The sequence below is a fragment of the Oleidesulfovibrio alaskensis DSM 16109 genome, assembly GCF_000482745.1.
GTDB lineage: Bacteria > Desulfobacterota > Desulfovibrionia > Desulfovibrionales > Desulfovibrionaceae > Oleidesulfovibrio > Oleidesulfovibrio alaskensis.
The window spans coordinates 1-20075 of record NZ_AXWQ01000020.1; the positions used below are offsets into that span (position 1 = coordinate 1).

At 59.5% G+C, this 20075-nt stretch carries 25 protein-coding genes; 1 reads left to right on the forward strand and 24 read right to left on the reverse strand.

The features are described 5' to 3' along the window. From H586_RS20680 to H586_RS0111435, 4 genes are all read right to left on the reverse strand, one after another. A partial coding sequence (locus H586_RS20680; protein WP_034619227.1) for a phage tail protein occupies nt 1–1024 on the reverse strand: 1024 nt, incomplete at its 3' end. 10 nt (nt 1025–1034) lie between these two features. After that, nucleotides 1035–1682 carry a phage tail protein gene (locus H586_RS0111425; protein WP_011369109.1) on the reverse strand — a complete coding sequence of 216 codons (648 nt, stop codon included), beginning with the start codon at nt 1680–1682 and terminating at the stop codon, nt 1035–1037. Then, nucleotides 1682–2845, reverse strand: a complete 1164-nt coding sequence (locus H586_RS0111430; RefSeq protein WP_027182097.1) for a baseplate J/gp47 family protein — start codon at nt 2843–2845, stop codon at nt 1682–1684. Before H586_RS0111430 ends, H586_RS0111425 begins: the two co-directional genes overlap by 1 nt. Then, entirely contained in the window at nt 2817–3269 is a 453-nt protein-coding gene (locus H586_RS0111435) for a contractile injection system sheath initiator (RefSeq protein ID WP_027182098.1), read from the reverse strand. The genes H586_RS0111430 and H586_RS0111435 overlap by 29 nt, the downstream gene beginning before the upstream one ends. Nucleotides 3270–3285: 16 nt before the next feature. On the opposite strand from H586_RS0111435, the gene H586_RS20685 reads away from it, so the two are divergent. Then, the gene (locus tag H586_RS20685; RefSeq protein WP_155891387.1) at nt 3286–3678 is read left to right on the forward strand and encodes a hypothetical protein; all 393 of its coding nucleotides are present in this window, start codon (nt 3286–3288) and stop codon (nt 3676–3678) included. Here the strand turns inward: H586_RS20685 and H586_RS0111445 are convergent. From H586_RS0111445 to H586_RS0111540, 20 genes are all read right to left on the reverse strand, one after another. Further along, nucleotides 3671–4396: a hypothetical protein gene (locus tag H586_RS0111445; protein ID WP_027182100.1), complete on the reverse strand. Its 726-nt coding sequence runs from the start codon at nt 4394–4396 to the stop codon at nt 3671–3673. The two genes, H586_RS20685 and H586_RS0111445, sit on opposite strands and share 8 nt — an antisense overlap. After that, nucleotides 4383–5216, reverse strand: coding sequence for a hypothetical protein (locus tag H586_RS19070; protein ID WP_051363999.1), 834 nt, complete (start codon nt 5214–5216; stop codon nt 4383–4385). The genes H586_RS0111445 and H586_RS19070 overlap by 14 nt, the downstream gene beginning before the upstream one ends. Next, nucleotides 5216–5731, reverse strand: a complete 516-nt coding sequence (locus H586_RS0111455; protein WP_027182101.1) for a hypothetical protein — start codon at nt 5729–5731, stop codon at nt 5216–5218. Before H586_RS0111455 ends, H586_RS19070 begins: the two co-directional genes overlap by 1 nt. Nucleotide 5732: 1 nt before the next feature. Beyond that, nucleotides 5733–7940 carry a phage tail tape measure protein gene (locus H586_RS0111460; protein ID WP_027182102.1) on the reverse strand — a complete coding sequence of 736 codons (2208 nt, stop codon included), beginning with the start codon at nt 7938–7940 and terminating at the stop codon, nt 5733–5735. Between the two features lies 1 nt (nt 7941). Continuing rightward, on the reverse strand, nt 7942–8127 hold the full coding sequence (locus tag H586_RS0111465; protein WP_011369102.1) for a hypothetical protein: 186 nt from the start codon (nt 8125–8127) through the stop codon (nt 7942–7944). A gap of 17 nt (nt 8128–8144) precedes the next feature. Next, nucleotides 8145–8474: a hypothetical protein gene (locus H586_RS0111470; protein ID WP_011369101.1), complete on the reverse strand. Its 330-nt coding sequence runs from the start codon at nt 8472–8474 to the stop codon at nt 8145–8147. 12 nt (nt 8475–8486) lie between these two features. Continuing rightward, on the reverse strand, nt 8487–8927 hold the full coding sequence (locus H586_RS0111475; protein ID WP_027182104.1) for a hypothetical protein: 441 nt from the start codon (nt 8925–8927) through the stop codon (nt 8487–8489). 10 nt (nt 8928–8937) lie between these two features. Continuing rightward, nucleotides 8938–10629 (reverse strand): DUF2586 domain-containing protein, encoded by a 1692-nt coding sequence (locus H586_RS0111480; RefSeq protein ID WP_027182105.1) that lies wholly within the window; start codon nt 10627–10629, stop codon nt 8938–8940. A 2-nt stretch (nt 10630–10631) separates the two neighbouring features. Then, nucleotides 10632–10847 (reverse strand): hypothetical protein, encoded by a 216-nt coding sequence (locus H586_RS0111485; RefSeq protein ID WP_027182106.1) that lies wholly within the window; start codon nt 10845–10847, stop codon nt 10632–10634. Then, nucleotides 10840–11370 carry a hypothetical protein gene (locus H586_RS0111490; RefSeq protein ID WP_155891388.1) on the reverse strand — a complete coding sequence of 177 codons (531 nt, stop codon included), beginning with the start codon at nt 11368–11370 and terminating at the stop codon, nt 10840–10842. The genes H586_RS0111485 and H586_RS0111490 overlap by 8 nt, the downstream gene beginning before the upstream one ends. Nucleotides 11371–11378: 8 nt before the next feature. After that, complete coding sequence (locus tag H586_RS0111495; protein ID WP_027182108.1) at nt 11379–11870, reverse strand: phage virion morphogenesis protein; 492 nt, start codon at nt 11868–11870, stop codon at nt 11379–11381. Then, entirely contained in the window at nt 11870–12301 is a 432-nt protein-coding gene (locus tag H586_RS0111500; protein WP_027182109.1) for a DUF1320 domain-containing protein, read from the reverse strand. Before H586_RS0111500 ends, H586_RS0111495 begins: the two co-directional genes overlap by 1 nt. Before the next feature lie 113 nt (nt 12302–12414). Continuing rightward, nucleotides 12415–13404 carry a major capsid protein gene (locus H586_RS0111505; RefSeq protein ID WP_027182110.1) on the reverse strand — a complete coding sequence of 330 codons (990 nt, stop codon included), beginning with the start codon at nt 13402–13404 and terminating at the stop codon, nt 12415–12417. 3 nt (nt 13405–13407) lie between these two features. Continuing rightward, nucleotides 13408–13764: a hypothetical protein gene (locus H586_RS0111510; RefSeq protein ID WP_011369093.1), complete on the reverse strand. Its 357-nt coding sequence runs from the start codon at nt 13762–13764 to the stop codon at nt 13408–13410. Between the two features lie 11 nt (nt 13765–13775). Continuing rightward, nucleotides 13776–14669 carry a hypothetical protein gene (locus H586_RS19075; protein WP_011369092.1) on the reverse strand — a complete coding sequence of 298 codons (894 nt, stop codon included), beginning with the start codon at nt 14667–14669 and terminating at the stop codon, nt 13776–13778. Nucleotides 14670–14824: 155 nt separating this feature from the next. Further along, entirely contained in the window at nt 14825–16105 is a 1281-nt protein-coding gene (locus tag H586_RS0111520) for a PBECR2 nuclease fold domain-containing protein (RefSeq protein WP_027182111.1), read from the reverse strand. After that, nucleotides 16095–17666 carry a phage portal protein family protein gene (locus H586_RS0111525; protein WP_027182112.1) on the reverse strand — a complete coding sequence of 524 codons (1572 nt, stop codon included), beginning with the start codon at nt 17664–17666 and terminating at the stop codon, nt 16095–16097. Before H586_RS0111525 ends, H586_RS0111520 begins: the two co-directional genes overlap by 11 nt. 10 nt (nt 17667–17676) lie before the next feature. Then, nucleotides 17677–19149 carry a hypothetical protein gene (locus H586_RS0111530; RefSeq protein ID WP_027182113.1) on the reverse strand — a complete coding sequence of 491 codons (1473 nt, stop codon included), beginning with the start codon at nt 19147–19149 and terminating at the stop codon, nt 17677–17679. 12 nt (nt 19150–19161) lie between these two features. Then, the gene (locus H586_RS0111535; protein WP_011369088.1) at nt 19162–19758 is read right to left on the reverse strand and encodes a hypothetical protein; all 597 of its coding nucleotides are present in this window, start codon (nt 19756–19758) and stop codon (nt 19162–19164) included. Between the two features lie 4 nt (nt 19759–19762). Beyond that, entirely contained in the window at nt 19763–20059 is a 297-nt protein-coding gene (locus tag H586_RS0111540) for a VpaChn25_0724 family phage protein (protein ID WP_027182114.1), read from the reverse strand. Nucleotides 20060–20075: the final 16 nt, after the last annotated feature.

A 20075-nucleotide genomic window follows, 5' to 3' on the forward strand; every position in this document is an offset into this window, starting at 1 on the left:
CGCCGGTTGCAGAAGCGGTGTCTCTGAGGCTTGGGAAAAGGCTGTTAGGCGAAGTGGATGACTTGAGTTCACCAGTAAGGTTCCGTATGGCATCACCGGCCCAGTCGCCTGCCGCTTTACCCGCCGCACCATTCTGCGCGGCCGAGAAGTAGTGTCTGTAGCAAGGCAGAATGATATGCGTATCCGTCAGGCAGTACTTGCCGCAGGAGCCTTCCTGTGCGGCGGCCTCTGCGTCCCATTCCGCCTCTGTGGCCAGGTAGCCCCCGCAGCTGCGCACCCATGCTTCCAGCTGGGGGTAGGTGCCCAGTGTAAATTTTTGTTTAACATTGACCGCCACTGTGCCGGGCAGCGGTGTGCCGGTGGTGGAAAAAAGCAATGCGCCCACAGGCATACCCGCAACAGCGCCCCACGCAAGACCTCCATCTGTCTGCTTGATGATTGTCTGCCCCGGATCGCCACCAGGCGGCAGCGTTGCATGCGGATCGTTTTGGTCCCCGATGTGGTCATCAAGAGCTTTAAAAACGTTACCGTGGGCGTTGGGACTGACGTTGTGTGCCGCAACTGCCTCATCCACGGCCTGTTGCGTGGCAAGAACTTTAGACGGATCAATGGTCAGCGCAAGGGTAGCGGCGTTACCAAAAACCACAGGGGCATAAATGGTATGCTCCAGCTTGGTGGGGTCGTCCGGCGAGGGTTTCCACATGACAGGATGTGCACCAATGGCCAGCAGCACATCATCCGCATAGATAGCAACTTCACGAATATACCAGCCACCTGTTGTCATGGGGATGTGGGCGCGGAATTCCACGGCCTGCCCGCTTTCCGTCTGCCCGTCTTCTCGCAGGGTGATGGCATCCAGCGCGCCGCGCCAAACTTCATTGACGAGCGCCGTGGATGCGTTGGTGTGTTCCGGGGGCTGGCCCGAGCCGTCGCCTACGGCCATATGGGTAGCCTGCAGCTTCGCGCCTGACGTTTCTGCCGCACTCAGGGCCAACAAGCCCGCTTTAGTAATGATAAGGCTCACGGTGCTCTCCTTATAATCTGATTCTGCTGACAATATGCATGTGCCCGGCTATCCGGACGGCCCCGGCGACCTTGGTAGAGTCCGGGCGCTCGTATTCCAGCCGCACCACGGAGGACAACACGAGCGCCATGGCGCTGTGCGTCGCGGCATTGGCGGCTCTGTGGCGGGTGTTCAGCCCCGCCAGTTTGGAGCGGGCCGGTTTGGTTTCCTGCGCTGCCCATGTGATGAGCGCGTAATCCTGCATGTCCAGCCCGCTGCCGACCGGCACAACGGGCATGAACTCGGCCCAGCGCTCCGGGTCGTCATCACGCATGTTACGGATGGAGCATCCCGGATAGCCGTAGTGTTCCAGTATGCGGGACATGCCGCGCACCTTGCCCGCCTGCCGATGCCACGCGTAGGCTGTAACGGCTCTGTTGCGGAACTGCGCGGCCGTTTCCAGCGGGTGGCGCTCAATGCCGCGTCCGGACGCCAGATCATCAACGCCATCAGCTTCACAGGTGGCGGGGTTGAGCTGATCCCGAAGCCAGAGGATGTCCTCGCGCACGTCGTCAAAGACACGGGCTATCCCCTCGACCAGCGCCGCCAGCGGTCCGGGGCGAAAGATGAGCGGCCAGCGCAGCACATCTCGGAAGTATGGCCAGAAAACGCGGGCCATTATGCAGCTTCCTCCATATGGCTGAGCGTCAATGATTGCAGAATGGCCAAACCGTCGTCGGGCACGACCACATCCGCTGCGGGGCCGGTCCATTCCACACGTTTGACACCGGGTACCGCCATGACCGCGGCTGTAAGGCGGTCCAATGTCAGATCTTCTCCAATCTGCAGGGGAGATATGCCCGCGACGGTAGTCGGGTCCGTGAACAGCGCACGAATGCGCTTTTCCGCTGCTCCCAGCGCGGTTTCAACTACCGTGCCCGGTAACAGGAACAGAGTTCCGGTAATCGCCGCCGCAATGGCCTGCGGGGCTTTGACAAGCAGGTCGTCATTTACGAAAACCTCGGCATCGATGGCGGCCCGCACCTTATCCAGCAGGTCGGTGGTAGGAATGCCAGCCGCGCCTTTGATGATCGCGTCCACGGTGCCTTGACCACGGGGATGTTGATCCAGCACGGTACAGGCCACCACGCCGGTTACTCCCAGCGCGGCCCGCTTGTAGACGTGATATGAGGAACCGTTGTTGCCCTGCCATGCCAAGGGGTAACGGGCCTGTACCAGCCTGTCCGGTTCGGTATCCGCGCCTTCGGTATCCAGCCAATCGGCCCGGACTTCCACGGCGGTAATGCCCTTGACCGGAGTAATGAGCTCCAGCGCCTGTCCCGCGGTCAGGTTGGCGGCGGCTCCGTACTCCTCGGCGACAACAGCCACGGCCACTTCGGTCTGGCCCTCAGCTATAACCGTGTCGGCAATAGAGATGTAACGGTATGTTGCGCCGGTGCCATCCGGCATGGTGCGTACAATGCGGCCTGCGGGAATAAGCGTGTTGCCCTGCGCGGTCTGGCGGATAAACCGTAATTTGCCCGTGGCCTTGGTGGCCTGCTTGCGCGGTTGCTCGACCTGATCTGCGTGCAGGTCCAGCCATTCACCGCTGGCCTGCTTGGGGATGCCCTCCACAAGAATGGCGGCAAGAAACTGGTACAGCTGATACAGCCCCCATGCGAAAATCTCGATCAGGCCGCGCACCACGCCCTTGTTCAGGTTCAGGCGCAACGGCAGCCATCCCTTGGCCTGATACTCGTCCTGCACTTCTTCGATACGGGCAAAGAGCATCTGGCGGCATTCATCAAGCGTTTTAGAGAGTCGAGGCGTCTGGGCGGACATCGGCAAGTACCTGCTTCAGTTTTACGGCTCCGTCTTCGGCACTGGCCCGGAACACAAGGTTGTATGGGTGATCATCACCAATCCACTGCCATGCAGCCTCGGCGGTAATGCCGGTTTTGTCCCATGCGGAGATGGAGCACCGTTCCGTACCCGGCTGCACTCGCGGGTCTTTACGCACAATCCGTTTGACTTCTGCGATAAATCCCAGTCTATTGGCCGGGGTGTTTTCTTCCTTGAACCAGTCCGGGATACGGCTCCCGAACTCGGTGTCATAGAAGAGCGTGCCCACGTAGGTATAGATAGCCAACCAGATATCCTGCACGCCGGTGTCAGCCCCATCAGTGAGGATAAGTTCACCGTTGGCCGCCACGAGGGCTTGCAGGTCAGTGTCGAGGGCTATGTCTTGGCCGAAGATTGTATCCATATTGCCGAGCTACGTTATGAAATTTGATAACAGGTTGATACGTGATATACTGCGTGTCTTATCTAGGTATTGTGGCGAGTTTGTTCTCTCAGATATTTATAGAAAGCCCTACGATAAACGCTATCCGTTCAAACAAACTGGCGACTGCTGGAAAGATAGAATGAACTTGCTTCGCCCCTACTTGTTGATGCAACACCTAAATTACATGGCAGAAATTGGACTCATTGAGTTAGAACGCAACCCTAGTATTCTTACTTGCCTACCAAAGGCTAAAATCACCAAAGACGGACTAGCTCATATCAAATCTAATATTCAGCTATTCTTCAATAACGCTTGGATTAATGCCATAATTGTTGGCATAATAGGCTCAGTAATTTCGGGGCTTATCCTTTGGAAAATAACTAAATAGCCCCTCCACTCCTCGATCCCGCATAACTCTCCCCCGCAGTATTCAGGTTGCCGCCAATATCCGCATTGTCGGCAACTGACAGCGAGGAACATTGCACATGCCCCAGCACGGTAATGCTGCCTTCTTGCTGGGTGTGTGCCTTGACCGTTGTTGTTCCTACCTCCCCATCAGCGCCGGTTGCCTGCACGTTTCCTTCCTGAATGATGAGCGGGGCCTTGATGGTCCACACCCCGTCGATTGTCTCCGTCTTGTTGCCGCCCACTGTGGCCACCCGGTTGGCAGGGGTGACCTCGATAAGGTTCTTGCCTGCATCAATCTTGATGTAGGTGCTCGGGTCCAGCTGGATCACGAGCGCGCCAACCTCGCAGGCCGGGGCGACATTGCCTTCCCAACGGAAGTTGCTGATACGCGGGTAGTTGGGATCTCCATCGTAATAGCTGAGGTCACACAGAGTACCGACCATGGGCGGGCAGACAACACCGCGTTCCGGGCCGCCCCACAGGATGGGGATTTCCACCTTGGGCACCACCGGCTCTTTCGGGTCCGGGGTGTCATCGTTACGCAGGGGCTGCACGTCCGCCCAGTAGCGGCCGTCACTGGCATAGCTCTGCACCACCTTGGCCTTGCGGGTAACACGGTAGTAGCTGCGCAGATTGGGCATGGACAATTCCACCACACGCTTGAAAAGCCGGAGCAGATCGGTATCAGAACCGTTCATATTCCCCTCCGTACCAGAGCCATGTCCTGGCTTTGGTCTGCTCTATGTGGTGTTCCACGTGTACGGCCCTGTATTCGGCATCAATGCCGCGACGGACATCCTGCAACTTGAAAAGGCGACCATCCCGCATACCTGGTAACAGAAAAGTTTCCACGCTTCCCCGCGCTTTGGGTGACTGAGCAGGGTTGTGCGCAATCAACCCCGCTCCGGTGGCGATAACAGGCACCGCCTCCGGCTCATCATTGTGCGGGCCGTATTGAATTGCTCCGGCATCATCCAGCCAGAGGGCGTGGTGGCTCATATCCTGCCCGTGGGCCATGGCGCAGCTGTGGGCCAGTTGTTCCATGGCCTGCCACACCGGCACATCGCGGAGTGTGAGCCGGGGCAGATTCACGGCGGGCACGTCCACAGTGCCGACAGTGCAGCCGGTCTTGGCCAGAATAAGCCGGGCAAGTACATCGGCCGTTTCATCCATGTAGGCTTCCGTTACACGGGTACGCATGAAAGGCGCGAACTCCGGGCCAAGCACCTGCACAGTAAGCTGGTCGCGGTTACGGCCAAACCCCGGCCGCCATCCATCCACAAGACCGGTCCATTCCCGCGCGGGCTGGCGCCGGTAACCGAAGCGGACAGACACGTGCTGACCAGGTTTCACGCGCTGCATCAATACGCCTTCAGGATCAGGCACATCAATCTCGCCGTAACTGGTAACGGTATGGCGGTCGAAGGAAACAACACACCGGGGGCAACGGGCCACCACCATACCGTCAATGACGACACGGACATTGATTCCGGCTATAGTGTTTTGTTGCAGGCTCATCAGCGGCCCCCCAGTATACTGGGAGAAAGCCCCGGTTCTGTGGTCGTGGAACTGGTGGGCGCTGCACCGGCTACGCCGGTCGCCCGCTGCTCGGAAATCTGAATAGGCGGACGATGCTCCATGAAGCGCAACGTCGCCTCAACAGTGTCGTCATTGTTGCCTTCGCTGGAATCAAGCGAATCAAAGACCACCTGATCCACATCCCGCGCGGCAAGATGCGGATTGGCCACCCGCAGCACTCGGGGGTTGGCGGCATTGTCATGGCCCTTGAACAGGCGGTTCAGTTCGGCCAGCTTGTCAAAGCAATCACTGTCATCGTCTGTGAGCAGAAGCAGCGATATTGAAACCTCGCTATCTTCCCAGCCCATGGGGGTTTTGGTCTTGCCGGAAAGGCCATCCTGCAGGGCTTCGTCGTACCGGACTCTGCCGCCAACACTCAGGCGTTGCAGGACACCCGGCACGAGGGTATCGCCGAGGCGGATCTCGCCGTGCTCGAAGGTCAGCAGGCCATCCATGCTATGCCTCCTTCACCTGGCTGAGTCCGGACGCGGAACCGTCGAATTCCGCCACGAGACGTTGCAGCGCCGCCACGAAGCCTTCCCCGTCCTTCACACCGGGCAGGGTTACGGACAGATGCTGGATTACGACACGGCCGCTCTCACGGCTGGCCTGCTCACGCCTCTGACCGGCTTGCGCTCCCTTGGCGTTGGCAGCTGCGGTATTAGGGGCCTGCCCGGTGACAATAGCCACGCCGGAAAGCGCATCTACCGCCGTGGCCCGCAACCGCGGTGCGGCACCGGTGATGCCTTCACCCAGCGTATCCATGACCTTCTGGCCAGAGAGTGTGAGCTGAGACAGCGGGCCTTCCCTGGCATCTGAAAACGGCAACAGATTACGCACCCGGCCAAGGATGGAGGAGACAGCTTCAAACGGAGCCCTGGCCATGGAGGTAATGCCGTCCACAAAGGTGCCGATGAGCCTGCGGCCCGACTCGTATAGAGAAATATCCCCTTTGAAGTAGCTGATCATGGTGCCTATGGCGCTGGTGACCATTTTGATGGGGGTAACGGCTACACGCACAGCCGCAGCCAGCAAGCGAAAGGCCCCGCCTACCACCACGCCCACAAAATTACCCAAAACACGCCACCAGTTGATAGTGTCTGCAGAGCCGAACACGTCATCATCGGATCCGAACACGGCAGAATATGCTTCCTTGATGACTGTAAATGCCTCAGCAATCACCGCTCCGGCCTCGTGAAAGGAATCCCCGATCTTATTAAAAGAAGCGCCCAGATCTCCGCCCACCACTTCCACAAAATCCATAATGCCTGACCGCAGCCATTCAAAAATGGAGATGAGCGGCTTGAACACCCCCTTCAGTTTGTCCCAATACGCGATAACAAGCACGGCCCCGGCGATGAGCCCGGCCACGAGCAATCCGACCGGGTTGGCCAGCATGGCAATATTGAGTGCTCCCATGGCAGCGGTCGCAGCCCATGTTGCAGCGCTGAACAGAGTGACGGCCACTATGACGGCGGCCAAGCCACCAGCCACGGCCAGCACGGCTTTGCCGACGGGGTGTGAGGCGAGCACATTGAGCCAGCCGACAAGGGTAGTTACAGCTCGAACGGCAATTGTAAGCGCCGGGGTGAATACTGAACCAATGCTGATGGACAGCCCCTCCCAGCCGGAACCGAGAATGGTGATGGAGCCCTTGAGGTTGTCCAACTGCCTGCTTGCCATCTCAGCTGCGGCACCGGCACTGGAACGCAGGGAGTCCGCATAGTTTCCAAGACTGGATACCCCCTTGCTCAGCAAGGCGGTAACGGAGCCGACTGCTTCTTCCCCAAAAATCTTTTTAAGGTACTCGGCCTTTTCGCCGGTACCCATGTCTGCCAATGCGGTTTCAAGGTTCCCCATCACAGACAGGAAGGGAAGCATGTTGCCCTGTGCATCACGAGTGTTTATGCCCAGCTTCTGCAATGCGGCGGCGGCTTCGCCGGTGGGAGCGGCAAGACGGGTAAACATGATTTTGGTTGCGGTGCCCGCCACGGCGGCGTTGATGTTGGCATCTGCCAGTTTGCCGGTTATGGCAGCTAGCAGCGCAAAATCTTCTCCAGAACTGGCGACAATGGCACCGGCGTTCTGAAGGGCCATACCCAGCCCTTCCACATTCGTGGCGCTTGTGGTGGACGCGGCGGCGATTATGTCCGCCACCTTTGCGGCCTTGGCCGCGTCCATCTGGAACGAGTTGAGCGCACCGGATGTGACCGTGGCCGCTGTGGCAAGATCGGTCTGTGCTGCTGCCGCCAGATCAAGCAGGCCGGGCATGGCTCCGACAATCTTGTTAGCAGTAAAGCCCTTCTTGGCCAGCTCCGTCTGCGCTTCCACAACCTGGGCCGCGGAGAAGGCTGTGCTGGCCCCCAGGTCAAGAGCTGACCGCTGCATCAGCTGCATATCGGAGGCGCTCGCCCGACTGATTGCCCCAAGGCCGGATATGGCCGCCTCAAACTCTGCCGCAACACCGATAGCAGGGGCAAAGGCCCCTAACACCACCCCGGCGGCTAACGCTAAAGGCAGCAGCTTCTTGGTCAGGTTGCCCATGGACTGAGACAGCGACGACCCTTCCGAGCGGGTGGCGCGGAATGAATCCCGAACCCGCTTGAGCGGGCCGGAGATGTTGTCCATCAGGCTGAATGTGGCGAAGACGTCGAAGACTTCCATGTTACTTGGCTCCCATAAGGGTGGCGATCAGGTTGGCGGTGACGGCTCCCTGCTGCCGCAGAATGCGTGCTTCCAGTTCCAGCGCTCTGGCTATCTGCTCCCCGAACTCCTCCATATCCTCGGCGGGTTCTTCCCTGAGCCAGTGGCGCACGATATCGGCGTAGGCCAGAGCGGCGTTGCCACGCACCGCCGCTCTGGCTTGTTCTAGTTTCCCGGTTCAACCACTCCCGCGCCGCATTTTTTGAACACAGCATCGGCAAAGCTCATGGCCAGCATGGGTTCATCACGGATAATTTCGGCAATCCGCTCCTTCTCATCCGGGTGAATAATCTGACGCAGAGTATTGCACATTGTGTCGAACTGTTTGGCCTTTTCCACCTTGGCGATGACGGTGAGTTCCTTACGGCCAGGACGACGAAAACGCAGAGTGATATGCTGGTCATTGCCGTCGAAGTCTTCATAGTCCGCGGTGAAAGGGCGGTATTTATCGCTTGTGATTGCCATGTCGTTCAATTCACTTTTGGGTTCTGCCATCAGGCCTGCTCCTTATTTGTAGTCCGCCACACCATCGCGCATGATCATCTGCACGGTGCCGGACAGCTTGACGGTTACTTCTTCATCGCCCTGCTTGGTTCCTTCATCCACATCGTCGATGAGAATTCCCTTCAGGATAACTTCGTGCTGTTTGGCGCCGTCCGGTTCGAAAGCGAGGGCCACATCGAACACGGACTTGAAGATGCCGCCCCGTAATGCACTGACAAGATCCTGATATTCGCTGACCAACAGGGTCATATCCACGCTGGCCTCATAGTTGCCGCGCGCAGCCCCTACGGAAACAGCACCCTTGCCGTACACACGTTTCTTTTTCTGACTGGCCTTCCAGTTAAGTTCACTGATTCCGACAAAGGCACCATGAGGACCGGTGATGCTCACGCTCTCCCAGTCGTGCACGGCACCGTTGACGGTGACGGTTGCGTTAGCTGTCATGGTCTAGCTCCTATGCCGCCATGCGCGGATCGAATTTGCCGCCCGCGTAGACGTAGGATGAAAACAGTTTGATGGTATCAATGATGGGGATGCCGATGAGGGTGGTTTCCGTGGCCACGCCATTGTTGACGAAATCCTGATCCATGGGGATTGAGACGGCATACCCGGCCAGTTCCTTGGGCTTGGCCTTGACCATGGTATCCAGCGCATTTTCGAGATTGGCCCGCAGATAGGCTAAACCGCTGGTGTCTGCGCCCTGCAGCGGGTCACCCAGTTCATCCTTCAGAGATTTGAGCGCTTGCAGACGCATGAGGCGCACAGCCTTGAACGTTACACGCAACACTTCAAGCCGCTGATAGTCACTGGTGGAATCCGCCATGGTCCGGGCTGTTCCCCAGTAGACGGCCTGCAACCCGGCGTACCGGGTAAGCGTGATGTATCCGGCTTCTTCCAGTTCGCTCTGCATGGCCTCGGTGTAGCCTTCCGGCAGAGAGATGCCGGTAATGCCCTGGTCACGCACCCGGCCGATATCACGCTGCACAGGTACTTCCATGATACGCCCGGCCAGCAGTCCTCCGGCATTGCGGAGTTTGCGCAGGCCGGTGCGGTCGCTGATCTCGCCGAATCCCACGCACACACTGACGAAACGGTGGGCAAACCCCATACGCTCCTGCTTCAGGGCTGTTACCCAGTCATTCAGGTCTTCACCGGCTGCGGGCAGTCTGCCCTCACACACAAAAAACGTAGGGCGGTGGCGGTTCCAAAGGTCGTCGGCCAGTGCGCCCATGGCAGCCCAATCCACGGAATCGGACGGACCGACCACATAGACGAATTCCGGGTCCACTGTTTCCAGCGGGATGGTCAATGCGTCGATAACGTCCGCGATGGTGGGCACCGGGGCAAGCAGGTCGAACTGGTATGTGCTACCCAGCGGATAATCGCCCGCCGGACAGGTGATGGTAACGCCGGTGTCGGCCACAGGAATCTGACCATCCACCGGGATGGTGCGATACGGGCCGAAATTGTCGCCGCCATCCACGGAAAGGCGATACTGGCCTTCGTTGCGGTCACCGCCCTTGACGATCTGCAGCACCACCTCGGCCCCGGCCTTTACGGTTCCCGCTGCAGTGATCTCCGGCCCCAAACCGATGCGGGTAACAGGGCCGATGGGACCACGCACCGAGTAGCTGTAGCGGTCGCCAGCCACGAGATTGCCCGCTGCCAGCACGATGGTGGTACCGGTATCGGCAACGCTGATCTGCCCATTGGCAGGCACGGCGGCGGCCACTCCGAATGTTGCCCCGCCGTCCTTGCTCAACTTGCACGTGGCAACGCCGGGAGCACCGGCATCCACTATCTCGGCAATCACATCGGCGTTGCCACCGGGAAGACCGCTTACATCGGCATCGGGACCAGTGCCGGTATGCTTGAGCGTGCTGATGGTGCCACCGGGCGACCCTGCCACCGGAACAGCCAGCACAGTGCTGTCCTGTCCGCCGGTGGCAAAGACATGCTGCAGGCGGTCTACCAGAGGGCCGGTACCCAGCAGGCCTGTCAGATCGCTACGCTTACCCAGATAGTAGACCTTGCCTACTTCCCCGGCGCTGCATACACCGACAATAAGGGCCTTGCCGCTCACATCGCCGGGCACAAGGCCGCTGGTGCCGTCCACCAGAAATTCAAATACATCCTTACGGGCCATGGTTACCTCCCGCCGCCGACACGGCGTTCGCGCAGCCGGGTGACTGCGGCATCAAATTCGGCCTTGGTAACAGCCTTGTCGCCCGTCCAGATCTCTGCGCGGAGCATGCCTGCGAGTTCCCACGGTTTCAGGCCGTGTATGGCAGCCAGTTCGGCCACCTGCTGCAATGCGGCGCGGTCTGAGCCGGAGAGCGGCTCATCTTTTTTTCCCTTACTCACGTCCTGCCTCCTGATAGGTTGCATTAGGCGTTACATCCAGAATCCACGGGGTTTCCGTGTCGTCTGTCAGCATGGCGCTGAATTCTATATGGTAAACTTTCGACCATTTCTTGAGCACCTCCACCAAAGCGGAAGTGAAACCCCGCCAATCCGCGCTGGATACGGAACACGTGACACGGTTGCCGGAAGGGTCGGCAAACTGTCGGGGCAAGGCCCGGACAAAGGATTCGCACAGGGTATCAAACGTGGACTCATCATTCGTCCACAGGGTGACGGTGATGGGCTGCCGCACCCGATACAGCCTGCGCCGCAGGGTGCGCTTTCGCTCCGGCTCTGCCGGAGACGCGAATTTACCCACAACGCCGCCCGCCTTATTCAAGCGCTGCGTCTCCCAACGGACATCGATGCGCGGCACCGGCAATGTGATGTCGTCAGCATCTTCGGGATTCAGCACCACGGCCCCTTCCGGTATTCCGGCGGCCGCTGCGGCCTCTATGATCTGGTCGAAAAGGAAATTTCTCATATTGGTTGTCATCCACCCAGCAGGGCTTGGCGCATGTGCTGCACCATCATCTCCCGCACTTCCTTGACGTCTTCCCCGGACAGACCGAGGTAGGTACGCTCAGGTATCGTTACCTGATCAACTTGGGCAAAGCCGCCACCCGGCAACGGGAACTTGAGCTTGCCTTTCTTGCCCCTGATGGTTCCCCCGCGCTGATGGATGGCCGCATATTTCATGCTGGTGCCGATCGTGACCTTGGCCGGGCTGGCTGCGTACCCTATGGATTTTTTGAGAGTTCCCTTGTCCGTCAGGGTAACGCCGCCTTCGTTCCTGGCCCGGAGTGATGGCTCCCATTTGGAACCGTCCGGGCGCTCCTGATCTTCAAAACGTTGGTGCGTACTGGAAACGAGCGCCTCGCCGATAGCCTCGGCCAGCTGCTGGGTGCGCTGGGCATGCGATATGCCCGCATCCACGGCCCGCATCAGGCCGTCCATGGGCATGGAGAAGGATGCGCCAGCCATCAGCGCCACCCCTTGAGGTTCAGTGTTGCCGGACGCGTCACCACGGCCAGGGTGCCGTTGGCCCCTGTCGAAGGTTCCAGCCCCAGCTCATCCAGCCCCAGCTCCAGCTTGTTATCCCGGATCAGAGCCAAGTCCTTGCGGGCCTGCTTATAGAGATCCTGCAGCACCAGCAGCTTGTTGCCTGCGTTGGTGTCGTCCTTCACCGCCGTTATGCCGCCGATAGCTTCATACGCCGCCATGACAGCCGCCATGCGCTTGATGGTTTCAGGCACTGTGACGAGCGGCAGCACGTAATGACGGCGAAGAGCATCGTCGATGGCACCACACACGCTGGCGATCTTTCGTCCCACGATGCCGGGCGTTACCTTGTCTGCCGCATCCAGATACGCGGCAGGAATGTAGTCGTGCAGGTCGTCTCGTTCGCAGTACATGCTTGTTCCGGGCGTTTTGAACTAGTTTTGAACTAGTGTTACAGGTTCGACTCGGCCCGACATCCAGAGGGCCTTGTTCAGGCCCTCTGGAGCGGTCTTCGCACAGTGGGGGATTACGCGAGGACGGTGGCCTTGACCGTGGCCTCGGGGGCGACAGCCGGCAGCGGCTTGGATTCGCCGACCAGCAGGATGCCGGAAGGGTTGTCCCGCTTGATGGGCTTGATGAACATGGGCATGGCGTGCAGGTTGGCGTCCAGATCGTCCACGGGGCCGTAGAAGAAGGCCGTATTGCCGGTGGCAATCATGCGGACTTCCTTGTCGTCCAGCTTGGGCTTGGTGGTCTTGGTGGACGGGTCATAGTAGGTTTCGGCCATCTTGCGGATGGTGTGACCACCAAGCGAGATGGAGCCGTCCTTTTCCACCAGAACGGGAATTTTGGGCTTGTCGGTGGCCTCAATGAGCTTGAGCACCGTGGAAAAAGCCAGTCTTCCGGCAAACGTGATCTTGGAACCGCCATACCCGGCCTTGTCGAGGTCCGTGGCCATGTCTTCCAACAATTCGTACACAATCATGAGACTCGCATCGGCATGGTCCCATTTCTCAGCAGCTGCCAAGGCATGATCGAGCGGAGCTCCGTAATCCACCTGATACGTGGTGAAAGAGCCGTTGGACTGCAGCAGAGGATAAGCAATCCGGCCATCGAAGGCGGCCTGGGCGCAGAGAACTTCCGACGTGAGGCGGGCCGCCCTTCGCAGAGCCAGCTGCTTGCGATTGGACCACTGCTCCAGCGTGGTGGGGCTGGCGATCTTGAGGTTGTTAAGATCCACGGCGCTCAGCTCGTCATGGATACGCACCGGCAGGGGTTCGATGTAGGAGGTCTCAGTATCTTCGCCACGCAAGGGAATGGACGCACTGCCACGGCGCACAACCGGCACGGCACCTACAACCTGCTTGATGTCGGAGACAGGAATGACGGGGGATTCATAGTTCGCCCGCACGTCCGCCGGGAACAGCAGGTCCATGACCGTAGTGGTCAGAGGCGGAGCGGCCTCGAACCGCCTGGCGATACGAGCTGCGGTAAAATACGGCTTCAGATCAAACATGGGCTACACACTCTCCTCAGCGTAGATGTGGCGCTCTTCGAGTTTGACGAGGGTTGCGGCATCCGGTGCAGCGCCGCCGGACACGGTGAGCAGGTCGGCGCGGACGCGGCCCAGCACGCACAGGGAGATGCCGGGGTCGGTACCTGCCGCATTGCAGGTGGCCACGCCTTTGACAGTCTGCGCGGGGTCAGCCGCAGGGTCATAGATGACGGCTTTTCCCGCATCCAAAGCGACGACTGCGCCCATGGGGATGACGGCAGCGGCCTGCTTGGGGTATTCGCGTTCAATGTGCGGACCGGTACCGGTCGTGACACTGACGACCGTGTGGCTGGTACGCATGACTGCATCATGTACACTCATGGTTTATTCCCCTAGAACTTGGCGGCAAGGCCGCTGGTGTTGACGGTTTCTTCACCGCCGGGCTTCTGATCGGGCGAAGAAAATTCAAACAGCCCGTGGGCCTGACGCCCTTCAAGCCAGTTGAAGAAGTGATCTTCAACGGTTTTCTTTCCTTCGCCCTCGCTGAAGCAGATTTCATCGCCGGGCTTGCCGCCAAGGCGCTCTGCAAACGCGAGGATGCGGTCTTTTTCCGCGGGCAGCACTTTGCCATCCTTGATCAGGGCATCAACCTTGGCCGTGCGGGCCTCTTTGGCCTTTGCCGCCTGTGCCTCGGCGAAGCTCTTTTCTGCCGCTTCCCTGGCCTTGTTGGCATCGGCTGCGGACTTGTCGGCATCGGCCTTTTCCTTTTCCAGCCGGGCGTTGTCCGCCTTCAGTTTTTCAATGAGTTCCTTGTCGCCCATTGTGTTCTCCGTGCCGGTGATACCCGGCTGGTTTGGTGCCGGTTGCCCCGGCGTCTCCGAAAAGTCGAAGTGAATCTCAGTTGTGTCTTCCCCGGAGCCGAGGTTGATATCGCCCAAGCCTTTGATAGCTGGCGGGGTCGCTCCGAGCAGGCCGACATGCCGGAGGGTTCCATCCGGGTAGAGACTCATGCTGACCTTTTTATAGTGGCCATTATCCACGGCTTTCTTCAGGCTGTCGGGAACCTGGGCAAACTGTGCCAATAAATATTCCCCTTCACGTTTGAGACGATTCACCCACCCGAAAGCCGGGCCGTTGTTCGCAGGATGGCCCAGCACCAGCGGGGCTTCGTGGTCCTTGGGGTTATAGGCGGCCACGACTTTGTCGAAGTCTGCCTCCGTCAGTTGCACCTGCTGGCCGGACATGGCGGTATGCAGGCCGGTGCGGCCTATCTTGGTCCATTTCATGGCGTTTCTCCTTGGGGGTTGGTTGACTCGCCGGAATGGCGGGCGTATTCTGTGAGCAGATAGTTCATGCGGCGTACCCTGAACCTCGTCCGGGTGAGGGTAGAAGCAAGGGTGTCGCAGGCTCGGAAGCCCGGTTCTTCCGGGCCATTGTTTTTTTAGGGCTCGCGGTACAGCAGCGCTCCCTGCCGCTGGCGCTCCATGTATTTGAGCATGGCAGCTTCGTTGCCGAGCTTGGGGGTAAAGGTGGTGGCTCCCTGCCATTCACGGCCCCGCACCAGATTGAACACGGCAAAGCCCCCAATCCTGGCTTCCTCCTCATCCCGGAACAGCCTGATCAGCCGCAACACCGGCATAGGCTTTCCTGCCACCTCCGCTGGCACCTGCCAGACCTCCCACGGTTCTTTGACAGTTCTGGCCAACAGCTTCAGATATTGCTCACGGCCACTCTTCAGCACTTTCCAACCGCCTGTTTTCTTGTCGATAAACAATCCCTTGCCGATAACGACGGGGATACCGCCCGGAATCGTATGCACAGCGCTGGCATTGATATCGGCAAGGTTGAACTCTTTGAGGAAGGCAGCCACATACTCTTCCGCCTTCAGGCCCCCGGGCAGAATGTCCTTTGCCGTAACCGGCAGGATGTGGCGCTTGGCCAATGAGGCCAGTGGCGGCCTGCACGGGGCACCGGCTTGTGGATCGGCAAAGGATGTGCCGCCGGTGCGGCAAAGCGTGGGAAGAGGCAGGTCTTTGATCTTGGCGTCCAGTTCCGAAGGTGCGAGTCCATGTAACCAGTCTTGCCCCACGTTTCCCGCAAAGCCGGCATCGGGCACCGGGCGACGGGCCGGAAGACGATTGCCTGTGCGCGGGTCCACCGGTTCAATGAGGTCCGGCATATCCTTCTGGATTTCCACACCGCTTTGCTTGGCCTGCCGCTCAGAAAGCGTTTGCACTGTGCAGCGGCAGGCGAAGCCGTTGGGTGGATAATAGGTGCTCCAGAATTCATGATCGTGGGGATAGACAAGCCCATGCAGCGCCAAATGATCCGGGCGGGTGCGTTTGTCGGCCACGGCCACATAGCGCCAGTAGGGACGCAAAGCCGTGGTACGCTGCATCTGTGCAAAACGCCCGGCCATGTAGGCGCTCTGTACGTTGGTGCGGTAGATGTTCTCCAGCCGCCAGCGCGGCAGCCTGGCTCCCTCCAGTACGGCGTCCATACGCCCCTTGAAGTCTTTGAGAGTTTCCCCGTTGGCCATGGCTTCATGGACAGCCTGTTGCACGGCGGCTATCTGGTCCTGCCGGGACAGCCCCGACACGGCGAAGGCACGTGCGCGGGCCTGCCCGGAAAGGTTCTTGAACACCTCCGGGGTGACGGACACCTTGTCCTGCCAATAGGCAAGGGCCTCTTTGGGGGGCAGCGCTACAGGCTCAACGGTCATCGGACTTGCTCTGCATGGCGTAACGGCCGAAGAGGTCCGCATTGGTCAACAGGTCGCCCATGAAAGCGGCTTGCTCATCCTCGTCCATGGACTTGCCGAGCAGCTCCGCCAGCATGAGCTGCAAGTCCTCCCACGATTCTGCGGCCTGCAGCACAGTCTTGACCTCGGCCATGAATTTCTCATTTCGCTTGGCAGCTTCCGGCAGGCTCGTTTTCACGAAGGCATCTAAAACTTGTTGATACGGGTCCGAATTGCCTGCCGTATCGTGCTCGGCAAAGTCCGTGTCTCCGGCTGCAGTGGCGTTGGGTTCTTTGTGATTCGGCGCGTCTTCTGGTTCGCCATCCAGCTCGAACTCATCTTCCGTGAGATCATAGGTCCTCACGAAATAGGTTTTCTTGAACCGCACACCGAGATTCTTCAGCTTGGTGTCCAATTCAGCCTGCGCGGCGTAGTCATCAGGTTCCACGTAACTGAAGAGAGGCGCAAATTCGCCCGCCGCGTTGACCTGCATATAGGCCCACGCGATATTGTTCATGGCGGTTTCCACCATGAGAGCGTCAGCATCAGAATAATCGCCAAGTAGTTGGTAATGGGTCTGCGTGGCCGCGTTGGAGTGCCCGTTCCCCACATCGCTGGTCAGGGTCTGCCCCTTGATCACCTTGTTGATGGATTTGTCCCAGTGAGTGATGAATTCAAGGTGCTGGGAACCACCCTTGGCAGAAAACTCCACGGCTTCCACCTTGGCCCCGTTTGGCACGACGGCAACAGCGTCCTGCACCATGGCGGCAAGGTCGGCGGCCATGCGGTTGATCTCAGGCTGTGTGGCACTGGCGCGGGCGGTGCCGAGCAGCCACGGCTGCCCGTATTTCTCCGTGAACCGGCACCAGAATTCGATGCCGCCACGCTTGAAGGCCACAGGCCAGAGGCAACGGGACAGGAGACGCAGCCCATACGGGTTCTTGTAGGTGGGAAAATGGCGGGCCAGCACAAACTTATACGGGTGCACCGGCCGGGCCTGCGTAAAGAACTCACCCCGGAACATGAGCCGGTTGTCATCATCGAAGGCAAACCACTCCACCGGCTTTGGGTCAGCCGCGACCAGGCGAAGCCGTCCACCATCCGGGACAAACACAAGTTCTATGGGCGTCATGCCGAAGTACGGCGCATCGAGGATGCCACTGATCAGCACATCCATGTCCAGTTGCTCAAAGTCCCGGACAATATCGTCGCACAGCCGTTCGGCCTGTGCAGTGGGCTCCTCCCCATTGGCGGCCCCCGGAGAAAAACGATACTCGCGGCGGTTCAAGGTCTTGAGCTTGCGGGACTGAATAGCCTGTGTGACCTCATCATCGGCCATAAGGTCTTCCAATACGTGGACGCTGTCCCCGCGCTTACGGAGCACCGGATCAGGGTCCGGCAGCCAGCCCAGAGCCGCGCCGAGATCGAAGCCACCGAGGGCATTGCGGCGGGTGGCCAGTTCCTCACTCAGGGCGGCGCGTTCGGAGGCACTGGAGAAATCAATTACGGACCCATCAGGTCCGTACAATACGGGTGTCTTCATGTAATCCTCGTTAGTATCCGTGCGTCATTCTGCGGGCCATTCCACCACCAGCGGTTGCACAGGCCCACTCCTCACCGGCTTCGATGCTGTTGCGGGCATACAGGGCCAAAGCCAGTGCCACAGCGCTGTCGCAGTGACGTTGCCCATCTTTGCCCTTGATGCTGGCCTCCGGCGGGCGTGCAATGCCCTTGAACACCTTGATGCCGCGTAAATCGTCCAGCACTCCGGCATCCTTGGGTAGCAGTATGGTGCGGTCTTCCAGCCGGGCCTTGAGCGGGGGCATGTGCTCCCGGTACCAGCCCTGTGACAGCATCACCTCTTGGATCAGCTCCGGGCCGTACCGCTGCCGGGCGTATTCCGCGAGGGCCTGCCCGTTGCCGCGTGCGTCCAGCGCCCCACCGGAAAAGCGCGGCAGGCGGTCTACAAAGTAGGCCAGCATCTGTTCCTGTGTGCGGTACGGGGCGTTGCGGAGTTCCAGCAGGAACGGTGTAACGAGGGAAAGGTTCTCCAGTTCGAGAAGCGGAACATCGACGGTCAGGTCACCGGAACGGCCGAAGTCTTCACCGAAGAAATGACGGCACCCACCATATTCACGGTGGAGCTTATCCAGCAGGGGGCGGAGTTCGCCTTCGCACCAGTCCTGCACCTCGCGGTAGGCCCGGTCCAGTGGCCAGTCCACGAAGTTCGCCGTGGGAGGAGACCAACGCAGCACGGGGATCTCGGCACTCATGCAAGGTTCAATAAGGTTGCGGCTTAGCCAATTGCCGCTTGAGCGGCTGGGGACGCAGAAGAGTTCCTCGTCCGCGCCATCGCCATAATCGGCAATAAGCTTCTGCCGCCATCGGATCTCCGCTTCCACGCTCCACGTCAGGCCTTTGGCCGAGCAGATGGCTTTGTACAGCCCTTCGGCCAACGCATCATCAAGGTCGGTGCGGTGCAGAGAGTACTCCCGTTTTCCCGCCCTGATATCCTGAATATATTGGTTGAACTCGGAATCTTCGCCGTTGTGTGTGGAGATTACGGCCACGTCGCCGCCCCACATGGTGAGCGCGATGGCGGCCTTGAGCAGTTCGCCGAGGTCCTCTACGAACGCGGCTTCGTCTATCCGCACCCGGCCCTGCTTGGAGCGCAGGTTTGAAGGATTGGACGAAAGGCCTTGCACCACATGACCGGAAGCGAACCGGACCTGATAAATGGTGACGTCCTTGTCCTCATCCGCCAGCACGATTTCTTCCAGTTCTCCGGCAACAAGGTTGAACTTCTTGGCCCAGCTCGCCACATCGGCCACATACTGCCTGGTCATGTCTTTGTTGTAGGAGAGGTAGTATGTGGACATACCGCCATCATCCTTGACTTTGGAGGCAACAAGGGCGCTGTCTGCGGCATCGCCCCACGAGGCGCCGATACGGCGGGATTTCTCCCAGAATTTGACCGGGGCGCGGTCGTTGATCCAACGCTTCTGGTACGGCAGCAGCTTGGCCATCAGATGATCCCCCTACAATATCTCGCGGATACGGGCTTCCAGATCAGCGGAGAGCCCCTTGGTCTTGGTGGTATCTTCCGCGGGCCTGGCTGCAGCTTCCATCTCTGTCACCAGCTTCAGTGCCTTTTGCACGTCGGCTACGGCCTTGAAGTCAATATCCTCCGGCGAGGCAAGCAGCATGGCCAGCTTGGTTTCAATGGCTTCACGCAGGGCTTTGACGGCGTCTCCGGCGGTGCGGATGGGGCGTTTTTCACTTCGGGTGGCAGCTTCCAGAGCCTTGCCCGCGCGTTCCGCTTCGGCCTGTCGCATGGCCAGAGATTCCAGCGAGGCCACGGCAAAGCCGGTTTGGGCATCTTTCGAATCGATCAACTTCTTCAGCATGACCGACCGGGCCATGATGGTGTCCGCACGAAGTTCCGCCTCGGCCTGTGCGATACGGTCCCGCTTTTTGCGCCAGCCGTACTTCTCTGACCACCGCTTGAGCGTAGATTCGGCGACACCGACTTCCTTGGCGACCTCACGGTAAGACAAGCGGGCCACGCAGTAGAGTTCCTGCGACTTCCAGACTGTTTCCGGCTGATGTTCACGCCCGCGTTGAATGGTGCCCATGATACTAGCCCCGGCTCAGGTTGGGACGCTTGACACCCGGCGCGGTGGCGCGGCACTTGGCCACGTCTTCGCCTCTGGCGGTAAGGGTGGCCACAAGGCAGGAATCTCCATCCAGCGTTACAAGGCCTTGTTCAGCAAGCCACGCCAGTTCTGTACGCATTTTGTCCCTGCTGGGGGCGAAACCGTATTCACCCACGGCATCAGCAATGAGGCTTTCGTTAGAGCGCATGGCAGGCGATTCATCCAGCAAGCGCAAAATGGTGATGCGCAGATGTTCCGTTACATGTTCCGAATAACTCACTTGCTTCCTCCATTAA